14 protein-coding genes are annotated in these 16,281 nt (G+C 45.7%); 10 read left to right on the top strand and 4 right to left on the bottom strand.

The genetic code is table 11. The features are described 5' to 3' along the window. Positions 1 to 126 precede the first annotated feature (126 nt). Together miaE and VJL_RS22020 are read right to left on the bottom strand one after the other, a co-directional pair. Positions 127 to 906, bottom strand: coding sequence for a tRNA isopentenyl-2-thiomethyl-A-37 hydroxylase MiaE (miaE, locus tag VJL_RS22025; protein ID WP_038867040.1), 780 nt, complete (start codon positions 904 to 906; stop codon positions 127 to 129). 123 nt (positions 907 to 1,029) lie between these two features. Continuing rightward, positions 1,030 to 1,794: a hypothetical protein gene (locus tag VJL_RS22020; protein WP_038881474.1), complete on the bottom strand. Its 765-nt coding sequence runs from the start codon at positions 1,792 to 1,794 to the stop codon at positions 1,030 to 1,032. Between the two features lie 353 nt (positions 1,795 to 2,147). Here VJL_RS22020 and cysB point away from each other — a divergent pair, with 353 nt between their 5' ends. Together cysB and VJL_RS22010 are read left to right on the top strand one after the other, a co-directional pair. Continuing rightward, on the top strand, positions 2,148 to 3,122 hold the full coding sequence (cysB, locus tag VJL_RS22015; protein ID WP_038867045.1) for an HTH-type transcriptional regulator CysB: 975 nt from the start codon (positions 2,148 to 2,150) through the stop codon (positions 3,120 to 3,122). A 53-nt stretch (positions 3,123 to 3,175) separates the two neighbouring features. Next, positions 3,176 to 4,372, top strand: coding sequence for a methyltransferase (locus tag VJL_RS22010; RefSeq protein WP_038881472.1), 1,197 nt, complete (start codon positions 3,176 to 3,178; stop codon positions 4,370 to 4,372). Between the two features lie 93 nt (positions 4,373 to 4,465). Here VJL_RS22010 and ald read toward each other — a convergent pair whose 3' ends face one another. After that, complete coding sequence (gene ald / locus VJL_RS22005; protein WP_038881470.1) at positions 4,466 to 5,590, bottom strand: alanine dehydrogenase; 1,125 nt, start codon at positions 5,588 to 5,590, stop codon at positions 4,466 to 4,468. Positions 5,591 to 5,746: 156 nt separating this feature from the next. On the opposite strand from ald, the gene lrp reads away from it, so the two are divergent. The 8 genes from lrp to VJL_RS21965 all read left to right on the top strand — a co-directional run bounded on the left by lrp (position 5,747) and on the right by VJL_RS21965 (position 14,820). Then, positions 5,747 to 6,241, top strand: a complete 495-nt coding sequence (gene lrp, locus VJL_RS22000) for a leucine-responsive transcriptional regulator Lrp (protein ID WP_009842652.1) — start codon at positions 5,747 to 5,749, stop codon at positions 6,239 to 6,241. 151 nt (positions 6,242 to 6,392) lie between these two features. Further along, positions 6,393 to 9,650: a DNA translocase FtsK gene (locus VJL_RS21995; RefSeq protein ID WP_038881468.1), complete on the top strand. Its 3,258-nt coding sequence runs from the start codon at positions 6,393 to 6,395 to the stop codon at positions 9,648 to 9,650. Positions 9,651 to 9,724: 74 nt separating this feature from the next. After that, positions 9,725 to 10,351 carry an outer membrane lipoprotein periplasmic chaperone LolA gene (lolA, locus tag VJL_RS21990; protein ID WP_038881466.1) on the top strand — a complete coding sequence of 209 codons (627 nt, stop codon included), beginning with the start codon at positions 9,725 to 9,727 and terminating at the stop codon, positions 10,349 to 10,351. 66 nt (positions 10,352 to 10,417) lie between these two features. Then, positions 10,418 to 11,707, top strand: a complete 1,290-nt coding sequence (locus VJL_RS21985) for a replication-associated recombination protein A (protein WP_239032711.1) — start codon at positions 10,418 to 10,420, stop codon at positions 11,705 to 11,707. Between the two features lie 91 nt (positions 11,708 to 11,798). Beyond that, complete coding sequence (gene serS / locus VJL_RS21980; RefSeq protein ID WP_038881464.1) at positions 11,799 to 13,106, top strand: serine--tRNA ligase; 1,308 nt, start codon at positions 11,799 to 11,801, stop codon at positions 13,104 to 13,106. 207 nt (positions 13,107 to 13,313) lie between these two features. After that, on the top strand, positions 13,314 to 13,997 hold the full coding sequence (locus VJL_RS21975) for a hypothetical protein (protein WP_038881462.1): 684 nt from the start codon (positions 13,314 to 13,316) through the stop codon (positions 13,995 to 13,997). Then, positions 13,991 to 14,431, top strand: coding sequence for a hypothetical protein (locus tag VJL_RS21970; protein WP_081635022.1), 441 nt, complete (start codon positions 13,991 to 13,993; stop codon positions 14,429 to 14,431). The genes VJL_RS21975 and VJL_RS21970 overlap by 7 nt, the downstream gene beginning before the upstream one ends. 122 nt (positions 14,432 to 14,553) lie before the next feature. Further along, complete coding sequence (locus VJL_RS21965; protein ID WP_038881460.1) at positions 14,554 to 14,820, top strand: DksA/TraR family C4-type zinc finger protein; 267 nt, start codon at positions 14,554 to 14,556, stop codon at positions 14,818 to 14,820. A gap of 104 nt (positions 14,821 to 14,924) precedes the next feature. Here the strand turns inward: VJL_RS21965 and bioA are convergent, their stop codons facing one another. Beyond that, on the bottom strand, positions 14,925 to 16,202 hold the full coding sequence (gene bioA / locus VJL_RS21960; RefSeq protein WP_038881459.1) for an adenosylmethionine--8-amino-7-oxononanoate transaminase: 1,278 nt from the start codon (positions 16,200 to 16,202) through the stop codon (positions 14,925 to 14,927). Positions 16,203 to 16,281 lie beyond the last annotated feature (79 nt).

The raw sequence follows: 16,281 nt of genomic DNA, 5'->3' as shown, positions 1-16,281 counted from the left end.
TTAGCAATGACACATTTTAGCTCGCGGCTATATTTGGACATAAAAAGACCCCCAATAATTAGTGTCCAACTATTGGGGGTCAGTTCATGATGTCCGGCTTTTTGCTATTTAACGTTAGGCTGCAGCCTATGCCGTTAACACTGGAACGCCACTGTGGAATTTGAAATCTTCATCTGGTGTTGAAATCAGTGCTGCTTCGATGCGACCAAATTCCGCCACACGCTCGCTGATGTCTTTACCCGCTATTTGCTCTGCCAGAATCAAGTAATCTTGATAGTGACGCGCTTCTGAGCGCAATAGAGAAACATAGAACTTCGCGATATCGTCATCCATGTGCGGAGCCAGTTTGGCGAAACGTTCACACGAGCGAGCTTCGATGTAGGCACCGATGATGAGCTTATCAATCAACGTTTCTGGCTCGTATGTCTTCATGTGCGAAATCAGCGTTTTGGCATAGCGGCTTGCCGGAATATTTTTGTATTCCACACCACGGCTTTCCATGATCTCTAGAACTTGGTAGAAGTGGTGTAACTCTTCTTTGATCAGCAGCACCATCTTATCAATAAGATCTTGGCTGTATGGTGAATCCGACTTAGCAATGATCGCTTTAGAAATGTTGCTCTTACCTTTTAAAGTCTCGAGTGAGCCAGTTTTGCGGTAAGCGAAGTCCTCATAAGGTTTAAACCAATCAAGTAGGGCAAGTGAGCTTGCGTCGTCTACTGCGTATTTACGGATTAAAAGCATAGCAGACTGACCTGCTTTGAGTTCACACAGTAGGTGATCTACTAAAATCGTTGGCAGGTTTTCGGGTTTCTTTGCTTCCTCAACCCATTCATCTGGGGTGCTGCATTGCAAGAATTGGTTAATGGGAGCAAGAAGGTCCTGATAGGCGTCGAGATTAATCATTTTAGTTCTTAGTACGTTGTATTCTATTTTGGTGTAACCATCGGCATCTTGAGCAAATACAAGATACAAAAAAGGCCGCAAACGCAGCCTTTAATCGAGTAGTGCGAAAAGCTTGTGGAGAGTTTACCACTTTTTCTTTTCACCGAAGAGCGCATCCATATCACTGTCGCGTTCTTTATCGGCAAGCTGCTGCATTTCTGCTTCATTCTTGTCTTGGCGTTTCTTGTCTAGGTCATCAAGCATTTCTTCCAGCTTTTGTTTTGCTTGAATCGAGTACGCATCGTTCTTTGTACTTAGGGCATCAATGCCTTTACGAAGCAGTTGCAATGCGGTGCCAGGTTGGCCACGAGCAATAGAATCGTTCGCTCGCTTGATAACGTTTTCGATGTTAATACGAATCTGCATAGTTTCCAGACGCGCGTTCTCTGTTACGTAAGTTTGCGTATCTAAACGGCCTTTGTTGTGCTCATTCCGAACTGCATCACGAAGACGTTTGACGAGCTTTAACATTACAATGGCTTGTTTATCGCTGCTCGGCATTTTGAATGTGGTGCTTTCACCGTTTGCGCTGCTCTCATTCAATTGAGAAATTTGCTGCTTCATGTTTTCGATGCGCTGAACGAGCTGCTTGTTCTTTGGATCAAGGTCGCGCATGCTTTCGAGTGCATCAAGAATACGGTTGTTAAGACACAGCAGTAAGTCCTTGCTGAAAGGAATATGATGAGCGTGCCCTATGAGCTCTTCAGTACCGTCAATCAGCGCCACATAGCGAGCAGACTCCTGTCTTTTCGCGGTCTCTACTTTTACCTTGTACTGCAACATGATGTTATAGCCAAGGATCAATACCAGTAGGATGGCAACCAAAGCGATTATTAAAGTCAAATTCATATCTTTGCTTCTACTACTTGTTACTTTTCTGTGTCCAGCGTTCAAGAATACATGAATCTTATCTTTCTCGGCACCCTATTTATCTGATTATTTTGCTCCAAACACGTTTTCCTGTGGAAATCAGCAGGGAATGCGGTGAGCTCCTGAAAAAACTATTTTTAATGATTCAACCCTTTGCATATTGGCAGCGTTGAACGACCTTGCTATGAGCTTCGGGTATAAGTTAGAAATTACTGTTCATTTAGTTGCTAACACGTTATAACTAAACATTATATCGTGTGCATTCATATGCTCGGGAGGGCGGCCACGATGGGTATGACGTTATTATCTCGATAAATGAGTAAGGGATTACGATGAAGCTGCAACAACTGAAGTACATTGTTGAGGTTGTGAACCATAATCTGAATGTTTCTGCGACGGCAGAGAGCCTATACACATCCCAACCGGGTATCAGTAAACAGGTACGTTTGTTGGAAGATGAATTGGGTATTCAGATCTTCGAACGAAGTGGTAAGCACTTAACGCAGGTGACACCCGCTGGTGAAGAAATCGTGCGAATTTCTCAAGAGATCCTCGCTCGCGTTGAAAGCATTAAAGCGGTCGCAGGGGAGCACACCCACCCTGAAATGGGTACGCTTAACATTTCTACTACACATACCCAAGCACGTTATGCGTTGCCTGATGTGATTAAAGGCTTTACAGCGCGTTACCCGAAAGTGTCACTTCACATGCACCAAGGCACACCATCCCAAATGTCTGAGGCTATCGCGAAAGGCACGGCGAATTTTGCGATTGCAACGGAAGCGCTTCACCTTTATCAAGATGCGATCATGCTGCCTTGTTACCACTGGAATCGCTCTATCGTGGTACCAAAAGACCACCCACTAGCGAAGAAAGATAAAGTAACGATCCACGATTTGGCGGCGTATCCGCTGGTGACTTACGTGTTTGGCTTTACGGGTCGCTCGGAGCTTGATACCGCATTCAACCGCGAAGGTCTAACTCCACGAGTAGTATTTACCGCTACGGACGCAGATGTCATTAAGACTTACGTTCGTATGGGGGTTGGTGTTGGTGTGATTGCGAGCATGGCAGTCGATCACGACCAAGATGGCGATTTGGTGGCGATTGATGCGAGCCACTTGTTTGGTGCGAGTACGACCAGCATTGGCTTCCGTCGCGGTACGTTCTTACGCTCTTACATGTTCGACTTTATGGAGCGCTTTGCGCCGCACTTGACTCGTCCGGTTGTGGAACAGGCGATCTCGCTTAAATCCAATACGGAAATCGAAGAGATGTTTAAAGACATCGAGCTTCCGGTCAGATAACACTTCATTCAAGTTTCGATTCCCTCTACAATGCGCTCGTTGTAGGGGGAGCTATGAAAACGCAATTTCAATTTATTAATGACTGCTTAATCGAGAATCAATCGTTGTGGCGATTTGAGCCCTTTAAAAGCAGCATTCACGCATCATTACCTTGGCAAGAGCAACACCCTCAGTTGTGTCATTGGTTAGCGTCTCTTACTCCTTCTCAGATCGAAGAATACAAATCAGAACCTGAGCTTTTATTTAAAGCGATCGGAACTTGTTTACCTGATCTTGAACCGCTTGTCGCTCTTACTCGCTTAGAAACACTTTCATTAAATGGGTTGGAGCTTGCTCGCAGTTTAGACAGTGGTATTCCTGGCCGCAAGTTAGAGCAAATAAGTTCGATGGGCGAAGCGGCTATTCAACATCATCACGGCAAAGAATGGTTAGAGTGGTGTTCAGGAAAAGGCTATTTAGGGCGAATTCTTACCACGCAAACGAACCAGCCAGTGACGAGCTTCGAATTCCAACAAGCGCTGTGTGATTCAGGGCAACAAGCGGCGAATGAACATCATTGGAACATGACGTTTATTCAAGGTGACGCGTTTGATTCTGCGGCAAAAGCCGTGTTCAAGCCGACACAACATGCGGTGGCGTTACACGCATGTGGTGATCTCCATGTTCGATTAATGCAGTACGGCAGCGAAAACGGCATCGCCGCGATGACAATCTCGCCTTGCTGTTACCATTTGATTCAGTCTGAGCAATATCAGCCAATGTCGGAGCAGGGCAGAGCTTCTTCTCTTTCTTTGTCTAAGCAAGAGCTTCGTATTCCTTTACAACAGACTGTGACTGGAGGTGAGCGTGTGCGCCGTCATCGTCAGCAAGAAATGGTGTTTCGCTTAGGGTTTGATTTGATCACGCGACAAGCGTTAGGGTTGACCGAATATCAACCAGTGCCGAGTATTCGTAAGTCGCAATTAAGTGATGGTTTTGAATCTTTGTGCCATTGGGCCGCAGAGCGAAAGGATATCGAGTTGACTCAAGATATTGACTTCTCGAAGTTCGAATACTTGGCTGAGCAGCGTTTTTGGCAGATGGAGCGTTTGAGTTTGGTTCAGTTGGTATTTCAACGACCATTGGAGATTTGGCTTGCTTTAGACAAAGCACTTTATCTTGAAGAACGTGGTTATCGTGTTAGATTGGCAGAATTTTGCGCTAAATCAGTTACACCTCGAAACATTTTAATTTGTGCTTATAAGTTTTAGATCTTTTTTATAATTAAATGCTCTATACAAAAAAGCCCACTTCTCCGTGGGCTTTTGTAAACAAAACGTGACAATTTGTGCGTTATTTTGTCATTAGTTGAACATTGCGATAGCTTTCTCTGGTTCAACGTATTCTAGGTCAAAGCTCTCAGCAACCTCTTTACAAGTCACTTTACCGTGGATAACGTTCAAGCCTTCTAGGAAACCGTTATCTGCTAGAAGCGCTTCACGGTAGCCTTTATTCGCGAGTTTTACGATGTAAGGTAGTGTTGCGTTGTTCAGTGCAAATGTTGATGTGCGAGCAACGGCACCCGGCATGTTAGCCACACAGTAGTGAACAACTTCGTCAACGATGTAAGTTGGCTCTGCGTGTGTCGTTGCGTGAGAAGTTTCAAAACAGCCACCTTGGTCGATTGCTACGTCAACGACCGCTGCGCCTGGCTTCATCTTAGCGATGTGCTCTTTTGTTACCAGTTTGGGAGCGGCAGCACCAGGGATTAGAACTGCACCAATCACTAGGTCAGCTTCTAGAACATGCTTCTCAATCGCGTCTTCTGTAGAATAAACTACTTTCGCGCGGCCTTGGAATTCTTCGTCTAGTTTACGCAGTGTATCTACGTTGCGGTCTAGGATTGTTACGTCAGCACGAAGACCAACAGCCATACGAGCTGCGTTCGCACCAACGACACCACCGCCAACAACAACGACTTTCGCAGGCTCAACACCAGGTACACCACCTAGTAGTAAACCACGGCCACCGTGTGATTTTTCCAGCGTTTGTGCACCAGCTTGGATAGACATCCGACCTGCTACTTCTGACATTGGTGCTAACAGTGGCAAACGACCCATATTATCTGTTACAGTCTCATACGCTATACAGACAGCTTTGCTCTTGATTAGCTCATCAGTTTGTGGAAAATCTGGTGCTAGGTGTAAATAAGTAAATAAAATCTGCCCTTCGCGGAGCATTGCTCTCTCGACGGCTTGTGGTTCTTTTACTTTTACAATCATGTCTGCTTTCGCAAAGACGTCTGCAGCAGTAGGAAGAATGGATGCGCCTACAGCGATGTAATCATCGTCTGAAAAACCAATGCCGGCACCTGCATTGGTCTCAACTAAAACTTGGTGACCATGTGAGATAAGTTCTCTCACGCTAGCTGGGATCATTCCCACACGGTATTCGTGGTTTTTGATTTCCTTAGGTACGCCAATGATCATCCTGTGTCCTCTTTCTAAAATGGTTGTATTAACTGTTTGTAGGGTGTTATTGTCGAATTAATATCTAGTATAGATGTTGATTTGTAATATTTGGCACCAAATATTAAAAAGTTGTAGTATATTTTTTTGCAAGGAAGTAATAAGGTGGAATAAAAAATGGCAGAGAACTATAAGAAGCCGTCCAAGGAACTAGACCGTATCGACCGCAACATTCTTAATGAACTGCAGAAAGACGGTCGTATTTCGAACGTTGAACTTTCAAAACGTGTAGGACTTTCTCCAACGCCGTGTTTGGAGCGTGTGCGTCGCTTAGAGCGTCAAGGTTACATCACAGGTTACACTGCGCTATTAAACCCGCAGTTCCTAGATGCATCACTATTGGTATTCGTAGAAATTACGCTTAACCGTGGTGCGCCAGATGTATTCGAACAGTTTAACGCAGCTGTTCAAAAGCTAGACGACATTCAAGAGTGTCATCTAGTATCAGGTGATTTCGACTATCTTCTAAAAACCCGTGTATCTGATATGGGTGCTTACCGTCGACTACTTGGCGATACGTTACTACGTCTACCTGGCGTAAATGACACTCGCACCTACGTAGTTATGGAAGAAGTGAAGCAAAGTAACCAGCTTGTGATTAAAACTCGTTAAATTCTTGCAAAGAAAGCGGTAAATGCTTCCGCTTTCTCGATAGAGTAATTGGGTTTTTCTCTTTGATATGGTTAAATCAATTTACCGAGCGGCTTTTGCCGCTCGGAATGTTTTGCTTATTCCTAATTCATTTCCATATTCAAGTTGATTTATGTTCAAAGAGAACGCAAAGAAAGTCGAAACCATCATCAAAACCAGTGAAGAGCCTCAGTCTTCGCGTCTTAATGGCTTCCAACGCTTAAAAGAGTGCTGCTTTATCGTTGGCGTTCTTAGTTCGGTATTGTTGGCCGTTGCACTATTTACGTTTAGCCCAGCCGATCCGTCTTGGTCCCAAACTGCTTGGGGCGGAGAGATCGATAACGCTGGTGGTTTGTTCGGCGCTTGGCTTGCCGACACGCTATTTTTCACATTTGGTTCCCTCGCGTACCCACTGCCATTCTTGCTTACTGCAGGAGCATGGGTGATCTGTCGTAAACGCTCAGAGGACGATCCAATTGACCTAATGCTGTGGGGAACCCGTCTATTAGGTTTAGTTATCCTTATTCTTACCAGCTGTGGTCTTGCAGACATTAACTTTGACGACATTTGGTATTTCTCTTCTGGTGGTGTTGTTGGTGATGTGCTGACGAGTCTCGCGTTACCAACGTTGAATGTGCTTGGCACAACCTTGGTATTACTGTTCTTGTGGGGCGCAGGCTTTACGCTATTTAGTGGTATCTCTTGGTTAAAAATTGTCGAGTGGCTTGGCGATCGCGCTTTGGGTCTGATTGCTGCAGTCACTAATAAGGCACGTGGCTCAGAGCAAGAAACACTAGAACCACAATTGGATGAGTTTGTTGACGATCGTGTTATGACGAAACGTCGTGGTGACGATCTGGAAGATGAGCCGCTACCGCACTTAACCGCGTACGAAGTGGATGAACCAAAAGAGTCGGTTCCTGTGCATGAGTACCCAATCTACATGCCTCAATCTGCGGCGGCAGAACAAGCTACATCTCAGTCTGTTTCACCGAAACCGGCCGAGCCTGCTCCGCAGTCAGTTGTTATCCCTGCCTCTATTGCTCAAACGGCACCTGTTCAAGCACAGCCTGTTGAGCCCGTTCAAGCAGTAAACACTGACAACGTGGACCCAACGGTTGAACGCACTAAGCAACTTAATGTCACGATTGAAGAGTTAGAAGCCGCGGCACAACAAGCGGATGACTGGGCGGATGAAGTTCAACCAGTGCCAGTTGCACAAGAAAATGTCGCAGCGCCGATACCGCAACCTATTGAGCCGACACCTGTTCAGCCTGCTTATGCTGCGCAATCAGAACAAGCTTCATACCAAGCGCCAGTTCAACCTCAAGTTGACGTTCAGGCAGAACCGTATGTGCAACCTGAGCAGACCGCTCAAACTGAACCGTTTGTTTCTGAGCCTGTTGAGCATGAATCAATGTACTCTGAATACGAGCAGTTCGAAGCGGAGCAAATTCAGCAGTCTTATGTTGCTCAAGACACAGTACATCAGCAAGATGAGCCAATGATTGATTCGGCTTCTCTTGATAACATCACTGAACAAACAGAGCCGAACCAACACATCGAACCAACGATTTCTAACTTTGATGTATTGGATGAAGAAGATGAATTCGTAGCACCGCAAACTGTTCATCAAGCTCAACCGGTTCACGCTGAACCACAGCAATCAACGGTAGCACCAACTCAGAATGTCCAACCGCAAGTTGCCGTTCAACCTCAACCGCAGGCACCTTCGGCAACGTTTGAACCTGCTCCTCAAGAAGTTGAGGTAGAAGAGGTTCAAGAAGGTGATCAAGACGTAGCAGCGTTCCAAAATTTGGTTTCGAGTGCTCAAGCGAAGGTCGCGGCGAAGCAAAACCCGTTCTTGGTACAGCAAGATCAAAACTTGCCAGTACCAGAAGAGCCACTGCCTACTCTTGAATTGTTGTACCACCCTGAGAAACGTGAAAACTTTATTGATCGTGATGCGCTAGAACAAGTGGCTCGTTTGGTTGAAACCAAGCTTGCAGACTACAAAATCAAAGCGGACGTTGTTGGGATTTACCCAGGTCCGGTTATCACTCGTTTTGAGCTAGATTTGGCTCCGGGTGTGAAAGTAAGTCGAATCTCTGGTCTATCAATGGACTTAGCGCGTGCACTTTCTGCTATGGCCGTGCGTGTTGTTGAAGTAATTCCGGGTAAACCATACATCGGTCTAGAGCTTCCTAACATGAGTCGTCAGACGGTATTTCTATCTGATGTAATCAGTAGCCCTCAGTTTGAACAAGCCACGTCACCAACAACGGTCGTTCTTGGTCAAGACATAGCGGGTGAAGCGGTGATTGCCGACATTGCGAAGATGCCTCACGTGCTGGTTGCTGGTACCACTGGTTCTGGTAAATCAGTCGGTGTAAACGTGATGATCTTGAGTATGCTTTACAAAGCGTCTCCAGAAGATCTGCGTTTCATCATGATCGACCCTAAAATGTTGGAGCTTTCAATCTACGAAGGGATTCCTCATCTTCTTTCTGAAGTTGTAACTGATATGAAAGATGCGTCTAACGCACTACGATGGTGTGTAGGCGAGATGGAGCGTCGTTACAAACTGATGTCTGCATTGGGCGTGCGTAACGTGAAAGGCTTTAACGAGAAGTTGAAGATGGCAGCAGATGCTGGCCACCCAATTCACGACCCATTCTGGCAAGAAGGCGACAGTATGGATACTGAGCCGCCGTTGCTAGAAAAACTGCCTTACATCGTTGTGGTTGTCGATGAATTTGCCGACCTTATGATGGTTGTGGGTAAGAAAGTTGAAGAACTGATTGCGCGTCTTGCTCAGAAAGCTCGTGCAGCAGGTATTCACTTAATCCTTGCGACTCAGCGCCCATCGGTTGATGTAATTACTGGTCTCATTAAAGCAAACATCCCAACTCGTGTTGCGTTTACGGTATCGACGAAGACCGACTCACGTACCATTCTTGACCAAGGTGGCGCAGAGTCGCTACTTGGTATGGGTGATATGCTTTACTTACCGCCTGGTTCTAGCCATACGACACGTGTTCACGGTGCTTTTGCATCGGATGATGATGTTCACGCGGTTGTAAATAACTGGAAAGCGCGCGGTAAGCCAAACTACATTGATGAAATCATCAGTGGTGACCAAGGTCCTGAAGCTTTACTACCGGGTGAACAAATGGAATCTGACGAAGAAGTCGATCCTCTGTTCGATCAAGTTGTGGAACACGTCGTTCAGTCTCGTCGCGGTTCTGTATCGGGCGTTCAACGTCGATTCAAGATTGGTTACAACCGAGCTGCGCGTATCGTAGAGCAACTGGAAGCACAAGGCATCGTGAGTGCGCCTGGCCATAACGGAAACCGCGAAGTCCTTGCTCCTGCGCCACCAAAAGATTAATGAACTTGTCTTACTCACCTCAGTCCAACTGAGGTGAGCAACTCTAGGTCTTTGACCCTCTGATAGGTATCTGAATGAAAAAACTATTTTCAGCGAAACTATTCTCTGCGCTTGTTTTAAGCTTCTCTCTCTTTTCAACTGCACATGCAGCGTCTCCAAAAGAGGAACTAAGCAAACGCCTAGCGATGAACGAAGGCTTCAGTGCGGATTTTTCTCAACAGGTCATCAGTCCTGAAGGTGAAACCGTCATGGAAGGGGAAGGAACGGTTGAAATTTCTCGTCCAAGTCTGTTCCGTTGGAGCACCACATTCCCGGATGAGAACTTGCTTGTCTCTGACGGTAAAACGTTGTGGTACTACAGCCCATTTATCGAGCAAGTGAGTATTTACTGGCAAGAACAAGCTACTGAGCAAACGCCATTTGTTTTGTTAACTCGTAATCGTGCAAGTGATTGGGATAACTACAAGATTTCGCAAAAAGGTGACGAATTCACCCTCATTCCTACGGCGGTAGACTCCACACAAGGTCAATTCCAGATTAATATTGATGCCAAAGGTGTGGTAAAAGGCTTCAATGTAGTGGAACAAGATGGGCAAAAAGGCTTGTTCACGTTCAACAATGTGAAGCTTGGTAAACCCAAAGCAGACAGATTTACGTTCACAATTCCAGATGGTGTGGAAGTGGATGACCAAAGGAATTAATAGGTAGTGAGCAATTACACATTAGATTTCTCGGGGGACGAAGATTTTCGTCCCCTTGCTGCACGTATGAGACCGGAAACGATTGAACAGTACATCGGTCAGCAGCACATTTTAGGTCCTGGTAAGCCGCTACGCCGTGCGTTAGAGGCTGGGCATATTCACTCCATGATTCTGTGGGGGCCTCCGGGCACAGGTAAGACGACGCTAGCGGAAGTGGCGGCAAACTACGCCAACGCAGAAGTAGAGCGTGTATCAGCTGTGACCTCAGGCGTAAAAGAGATTCGTGCTGCTATCGAGAAAGCACGTGAGAACAAAATGGCGGGCCGTCGTACCATCCTATTCGTGGATGAGGTGCATCGCTTTAACAAATCTCAACAAGACGCGTTTTTGCCGCATATTGAAGATGGCACGGTTACCTTTATTGGAGCGACGACAGAAAACCCATCGTTTGAGCTGAATAACGCATTGTTGTCTCGTGCTCGCGTGTACAAGCTGACGTCTCTCGACAAAGATGAAATCTCACTGGCGCTGAACCAAGCGATCAGTGACAAAGAGCGCGGCTTGGGAAATACGCCCGCACACTTTGCTGATAACGTATTAGACCGCCTAGCAGAATTGGTAAACGGTGATGCTCGCATGTCTCTCAACTATCTTGAGCTGCTTTACGATATGGCAGAGGACAACGAGCAAGGCGAAAAAGAGATAACCTTGAGGCTGCTTGCTGAAGTGGCGGGAGAGAAGGTCTCTCGCTTCGATAACAAAGGCGATATCTGGTACGACTTAATATCTGCGGTCCACAAGTCGATTCGTGGCTCAAACCCGGATGCAGCGCTGTATTGGTCTGCGCGTATGATTGCTGCTGGTTGTGACCCTTTGTATATTGCTCGACGCTTATTGGCGATCGCTTCTGAAGATGTCGGTAATGCTGACCCTCGCGCAATGCAAGTGGCACTGTCTGCTTGGGATTGCTTTACCCGTGTTGGTCCAGCAGAAGGTGAACGTGCGATTGCACAGGCGATCGTGTACTTAGCGTGTGCGCCAAAAAGTAATGCGGTATACGTGGCGTGGAAACAAGCGCTCACAGACGCTCATAACTTACCTGAATATGAAGTGCCGCATCACCTTCGAAATGCACCAACCAGTTTGATGAAAGACATGGGTTATGGGGCAGAGTATCGTTATGCTCACGATGAGCCTGGCGCTTACGCTGCTGGTGAGCAATATTTGCCACCTGAAATGGGCGATCGTAGGTACTATCAGCCGACAAATCGTGGTCTAGAGACCAAAATCGGCGAAAAGTTAGATTACTTGGCTACTTTAGACGCAAATAGCCCACAAAAGCGCTATGAAAAGTAGACGTTTTTGGATACATTTGTTCAGTAAATTTTTTTAACGCGTACGCTTGGAAAGTGCGCGTGATTTCACAACAAAAAGCATAGGATTAACAATGCTGGATTCTAAATTACTTCGTACAGAGCTGGATGAAACAGCTGCTAAACTGGCGCGTCGTGGCTTTAAGCTAGACGTAGATACTATTCGTAAACTTGAAGAACAACGTAAGTCCATTCAAGTAGAAGTAGAAAATTTACAATCCACGCGTAACTCCATCTCCAAGCAAATCGGCCAAAAAATGGCGGCTGGCGACAAAGAAGGCGCAGAAGAGATCAAGAAACAAATCGGTACGCTAGGTAGCGATCTTGATGCGAAGAAAGTTGAACTTGAGCAAGTAATGGCTCAACTAGACGAATTCACGCTTTCTGTACCAAACATCCCAGCAGACGAAGTGCCAGATGGCAAAGATGAAAACGACAACGTTGAAATCTCTCGTTGGGGTGAGCCAAAGTCTTACGACTTCGAACTAAAAGATCACGTTGACCTAGGCGAAATGGGTGACGGTCTAGACTTCGCAAGCGCAGTTAAGATCACTGGCGCACGTTTCATCGTGATGAAAGGCCAATTTGCTCGTCTACACCGTGCGATCGCTCAGTTCATGTTGGATCTTCACACAGAAGAGCACGGCTACACTGAAATGTACGTACCTTACCTAGTTAACTCTGACAGCCTATTCGGTACTGGTCAGCTTCCTAAGTTTGGTAAAGACCTTTTCCACACTGAGCCGCTAGTAGAAAAAGTAAACGACGAAGAACCACGTAAACTGTCTCTAATCCCGACAGCAGAAGTACCTGTAACGAACCTAGTTCGTGACACGATTTCTGATGAAGCGGATCTACCACTTAAGATGACAGCTCACACGCCATGTTTCCGTTCAGAAGCCGGTTCTTACGGTCGTGATACACGTGGTTTGATTCGTATGCACCAGTTCGACAAAGTTGAGCTAGTACAAATTACTAAGCCAGAAGATTCAATGAACGCGCTAGAAGAACTGACAGGTCACGCTGAGAAAGTTCTACAACTTCTAGAGCTTCCTTACCGTAAAGTGGTTCTATGTACAGGTGACATGGGCTTCGGCGCTCGTAAAACTTACGACCTAGAAGTGTGGGTTCCTGCTCAAGAAACTTACCGTGAAATCTCTTCATGTTCTAACATGTGGGACTTCCAAGCTCGTCGTATGCAAGCGCGTTTCCGTCGTAAAGGCGAGAAGAAACCTGAGCTTGTACACACGCTAAACGGTTCTGGTCTAGCTGTAGGTCGTACAATGGTTGCTATTCTAGAAAACAACCAAGAAGCAGACGGTCGTATTGCAATCCCTACAGTACTTCAGAAGTACATGGCGGGCGCAACGCACATCGGTTAATTCATTAACCACTAGAACAACAAAACCCAGCCTTAGTGCTGGGTTTTTTGTTATCTGCGTCGAGTGAAAACGTACTGTTTTGTATATTAATGCACCGTTTAATGATGAGTTCGCCCAGAATCTGATAGTGCGTAATAAATGATATTTTTCTAAGCGGTTTTCGACGTGACAAGGTAATGGCTTCATTTGCCCTTATTGTTAAACGTTATGCCAGTAAATCATCTTTCATTTCTCGTAACTTTTGCGCTTACCTTACTCGTTAGTGAGAGAACCGAACGCTTTTTCGCGCGCGAAATAGTGCAACCTTCAAAAGAAAATATGCAGCTTCGTAATTCACTCGACTGGGGATACGAGCTTGAGTTGGCAAGTGCGGCTGGTGACACTGAATCGGTGTCTAATTGCAAAGACTTAGCTACTGCAAACTCTGCGGGCTTTACTGCGGCTAAAGCTTATGAATACGGCGCGTTTAAAGCGTATTTAACTCAGTGTCAAACATGGAGTGAGATGGCAAAGTTAGCTGCCTCTAAGCGCTCATATATATCGAAATTTAAGTTAGATGATAGCTTTCCTAGTTTAGCTCCAAGTGCGCTTGCTTTTGTTATTTCTAACGAAAGAGTTGAGAAAGCAAAGACACTATCAACGTGGGATGAAGCAGACCATATCCAAAGAACTCATGTCTACAGTGAAGTGAGAGCAGAGTACTTCGACGCGACCGATGGCTTTCAAGTCGTTACGATTGTAGCAAAAGGTGATTACAACGCTGACGGCATCGAGGATGTCGTTATTGAGAAAGAGAATAGTGTACTCAGTGGCTCGTATTCTTCTTCACACGGCTATGTATTAACTCGCATGTCTGAGCAAGCGCGATTTACTGTGTTGGCTGAATGGTAATGACACGATTGGTGGCCATTTGGGGTTTTAGTGTTGCTATGATGAGCACATTTGCTGTTGCTAGCGCCTTGCCCAGAAAAGTCTTTGAATGTTCAGTAAACCAAACTATGAACTTTAGTATTTCGATAAAACAAGGCAAAGGCGAGGTTATCGTTAATAAGTCCATTGTGAATCAAAGCCCAGTTATACTGCGCATTAAACCTAAAGATTATCATGTCAAACATTACCATCGAGCGTTGGTAGATGAGAAGTCACTGGAATTTAGTGTTGGTGAGCGCGTCATATTAGTCAGTGAGTACTTTAGCGAGGAGTTTGATGAGGTAGAGAAGATACTCAGTGTTACTTTGAGAGAACCTGAGCAAACGCAGTACTTTGAATGTGAGGAAGGGAGTATGAGTCACCTTGCATTGCTTTTCCAAGAGATTACAGAATGATTATTACCAGAGTGTAATAGTGTTTTCGAATTTACCCTAATTATCTTGTTATTTGTAATCGATATAATCATCCACCTTACCACGGTAAGTAGATTTTCTCATTCAAGTAACGAGGAGGGCTTATGGCCGTAGGGTGGGCAAACGACGATAGCGTCAGCCAACAAATTCAAAACACAATAGACGACGAGATTACCCGCGTTCGTGGCAGTATCACAAAGGGTGAGAGCGCCCATTATTGCGATGAGTGTGGTGATGAGATTCCGGAAGCGCGTCGTCTTGCGATGAAAGGTGTTCGTTTGTGTATCGAATGTCAGTCAACAATCGAATTGGTGTCTCAACGCCAAGCATTATTTAATCGACGAGCGAGTAAAGACAGCCAACTGCGTTAACTTTACTTTTTATCACGTGAATAGAGAAAACGGTTTGAGTTGTATACTCAAACCGTTTTAGCATTTATTCACTGAACTTGTTCTTTGTATTAGTCGAGAACGTATCAAGCGAAGCAATCTTGATGTTGAAGCGCCGCATCAATCGCGCTAACTAATTTCTCAATATCTTCCGGCTTGCTGATAAATGGCGGCATCATATAAATCAGCTTGCCAAATGGGCGAATCCAAACACCGTGTTCGACAAAGAGAGCCTGGATGGTTTCCATATTCACTGGGCGATGTGTTTCTACAACACCAATGGCACCTAACCAACGGGTGTTCTTCACCAACTCGTATTCTTCAAGGTTTGGTAGTAACTCAGAAAACAGCGTTTCTATTTGTTGAGTTTGTTGTTGCCAGTTACCTTGTTCAATCAATTCCAAACTTGCAGTGGCAACAGCACAGGCGAGTGGGTTACCCATAAAGGTTGGACCATGCATAAAACACCCTGCATCACCACCACAAACGGTATCCGCAACGTGTTTGCTCGCTAGAGTCGCAGAGAGGGTCATGTAGCCGCCGGTGAGTGCTTTTCCTACACACAGAATGTCTGGTTGAATATCTGCGTGTTCACAAGCAAACAGTTTACCGGTACGCCCAAATCCGGTTGCGATTTCATCTGCAATCAATAACAAACCGTGTTTATCACAAAGCCTACGCACGCCTTTGAGAAATTCTGGATGGTAGATACGCATACCGCCGGCGCCTTGAACGATAGGCTCTAGAATCACCGCCGCGAGTTCTTGATGATGCGTTTCAATCTTGTGCTCAAAGTCAGCAAGATCTTCTGGATCCCATTCATCCCAATAACCACAAGTTGGTGACTCCGCAAAGATATGCTCAGGTAAAAAGCCTTTATAGAGGGAGTGCATCGAGTTATCTGGGTCGGTAACCGACATTGCCGCGAAAGTGTCGCCGTGATAACCGTGTCGCAAAGTCAGAAACTTTGGTCTGCGTTCGCCCTTCGCATGCCAATATTGCAGCGCCATTTTCAAGCTGACTTCTACAGCAACAGAGCCTGAGTCGGCAAGGAATACATGTTCAAGATTAATTGGTGCAAGAGATAGCAACTTCTGACACAAACTGATTGCTGGCTGATGGGTAATACCACCAAACATAACGTGGGAGACCTGATCGATTTGCTGGTGAGCGGCCTGATTTAAGTGCGGGTGGTTGTAGCCGTGGATCGTCGACCACCAAGAAGACATGCCATCGACAAGCTCTGTACCGTCTTCCAATTTAATGTGAACACCGTTTGCGGATTCTACTGGGTAGCAGGTCAGAGGTGTCAATGTCGAAGTGTAAGGATGCCAGATATGCTGGCGGTCGAAGGCGAGATCCATGTGCGATTCCAATAATAATTAAGATTAAAAAATAAACAGATGTAAACTTTGTTCTTTTGTGTTGTGTTGACAGTTTATC

The sequence above is a fragment of the Vibrio jasicida CAIM 1864 = LMG 25398 genome (assembly GCF_000400365.1).
Taxonomy (GTDB): domain Bacteria; phylum Pseudomonadota; class Gammaproteobacteria; order Enterobacterales; family Vibrionaceae; genus Vibrio; species Vibrio jasicida.
Note: the sequence above shows the minus strand (reverse complement) of the source record. Positions and strands in the feature narration are given on the sequence as shown.

Excerpts from the sequence above, each read along its gene's own strand:
- miaE (WP_038867040.1), bottom strand. The coding sequence starts at position 906 with ATGATTAATCTCGACGCCTATCAGGACCTTCTTGCTCCCATTAACCAA.
- VJL_RS22020 (WP_038881474.1), bottom strand. The coding sequence starts at position 1,794 with ATGAATTTGACTTTAATAATCGCTTTGGTTGCCATCCTACTGGTATTG.
- cysB (WP_038867045.1), top strand. The coding sequence starts at position 2,148 with ATGAAGCTGCAACAACTGAAGTACATTGTTGAGGTTGTGAACCATAAT.
- VJL_RS22010 (WP_038881472.1), top strand. The coding sequence starts at position 3,176 with ATGAAAACGCAATTTCAATTTATTAATGACTGCTTAATCGAGAATCAA.
- ald (WP_038881470.1), bottom strand. The coding sequence starts at position 5,590 with ATGATCATTGGCGTACCTAAGGAAATCAAAAACCACGAATACCGTGTG.
- lrp (WP_009842652.1), top strand. The coding sequence starts at position 5,747 with ATGGCAGAGAACTATAAGAAGCCGTCCAAGGAACTAGACCGTATCGAC.
- VJL_RS21995 (WP_038881468.1), top strand. The coding sequence starts at position 6,393 with ATGTTCAAAGAGAACGCAAAGAAAGTCGAAACCATCATCAAAACCAGT.
- lolA (WP_038881466.1), top strand. The coding sequence starts at position 9,725 with ATGAAAAAACTATTTTCAGCGAAACTATTCTCTGCGCTTGTTTTAAGC.
- VJL_RS21985 (WP_239032711.1), top strand. The coding sequence starts at position 10,418 with ATGAGACCGGAAACGATTGAACAGTACATCGGTCAGCAGCACATTTTA.
- serS (WP_038881464.1), top strand. The coding sequence starts at position 11,799 with ATGCTGGATTCTAAATTACTTCGTACAGAGCTGGATGAAACAGCTGCT.
- VJL_RS21975 (WP_038881462.1), top strand. The coding sequence starts at position 13,314 with ATGCCAGTAAATCATCTTTCATTTCTCGTAACTTTTGCGCTTACCTTA.
- VJL_RS21970 (WP_081635022.1), top strand. The coding sequence starts at position 13,991 with ATGGTAATGACACGATTGGTGGCCATTTGGGGTTTTAGTGTTGCTATG.
- VJL_RS21965 (WP_038881460.1), top strand. The coding sequence starts at position 14,554 with ATGGCCGTAGGGTGGGCAAACGACGATAGCGTCAGCCAACAAATTCAA.
- bioA (WP_038881459.1), bottom strand. The coding sequence starts at position 16,202 with ATGGATCTCGCCTTCGACCGCCAGCATATCTGGCATCCTTACACTTCG.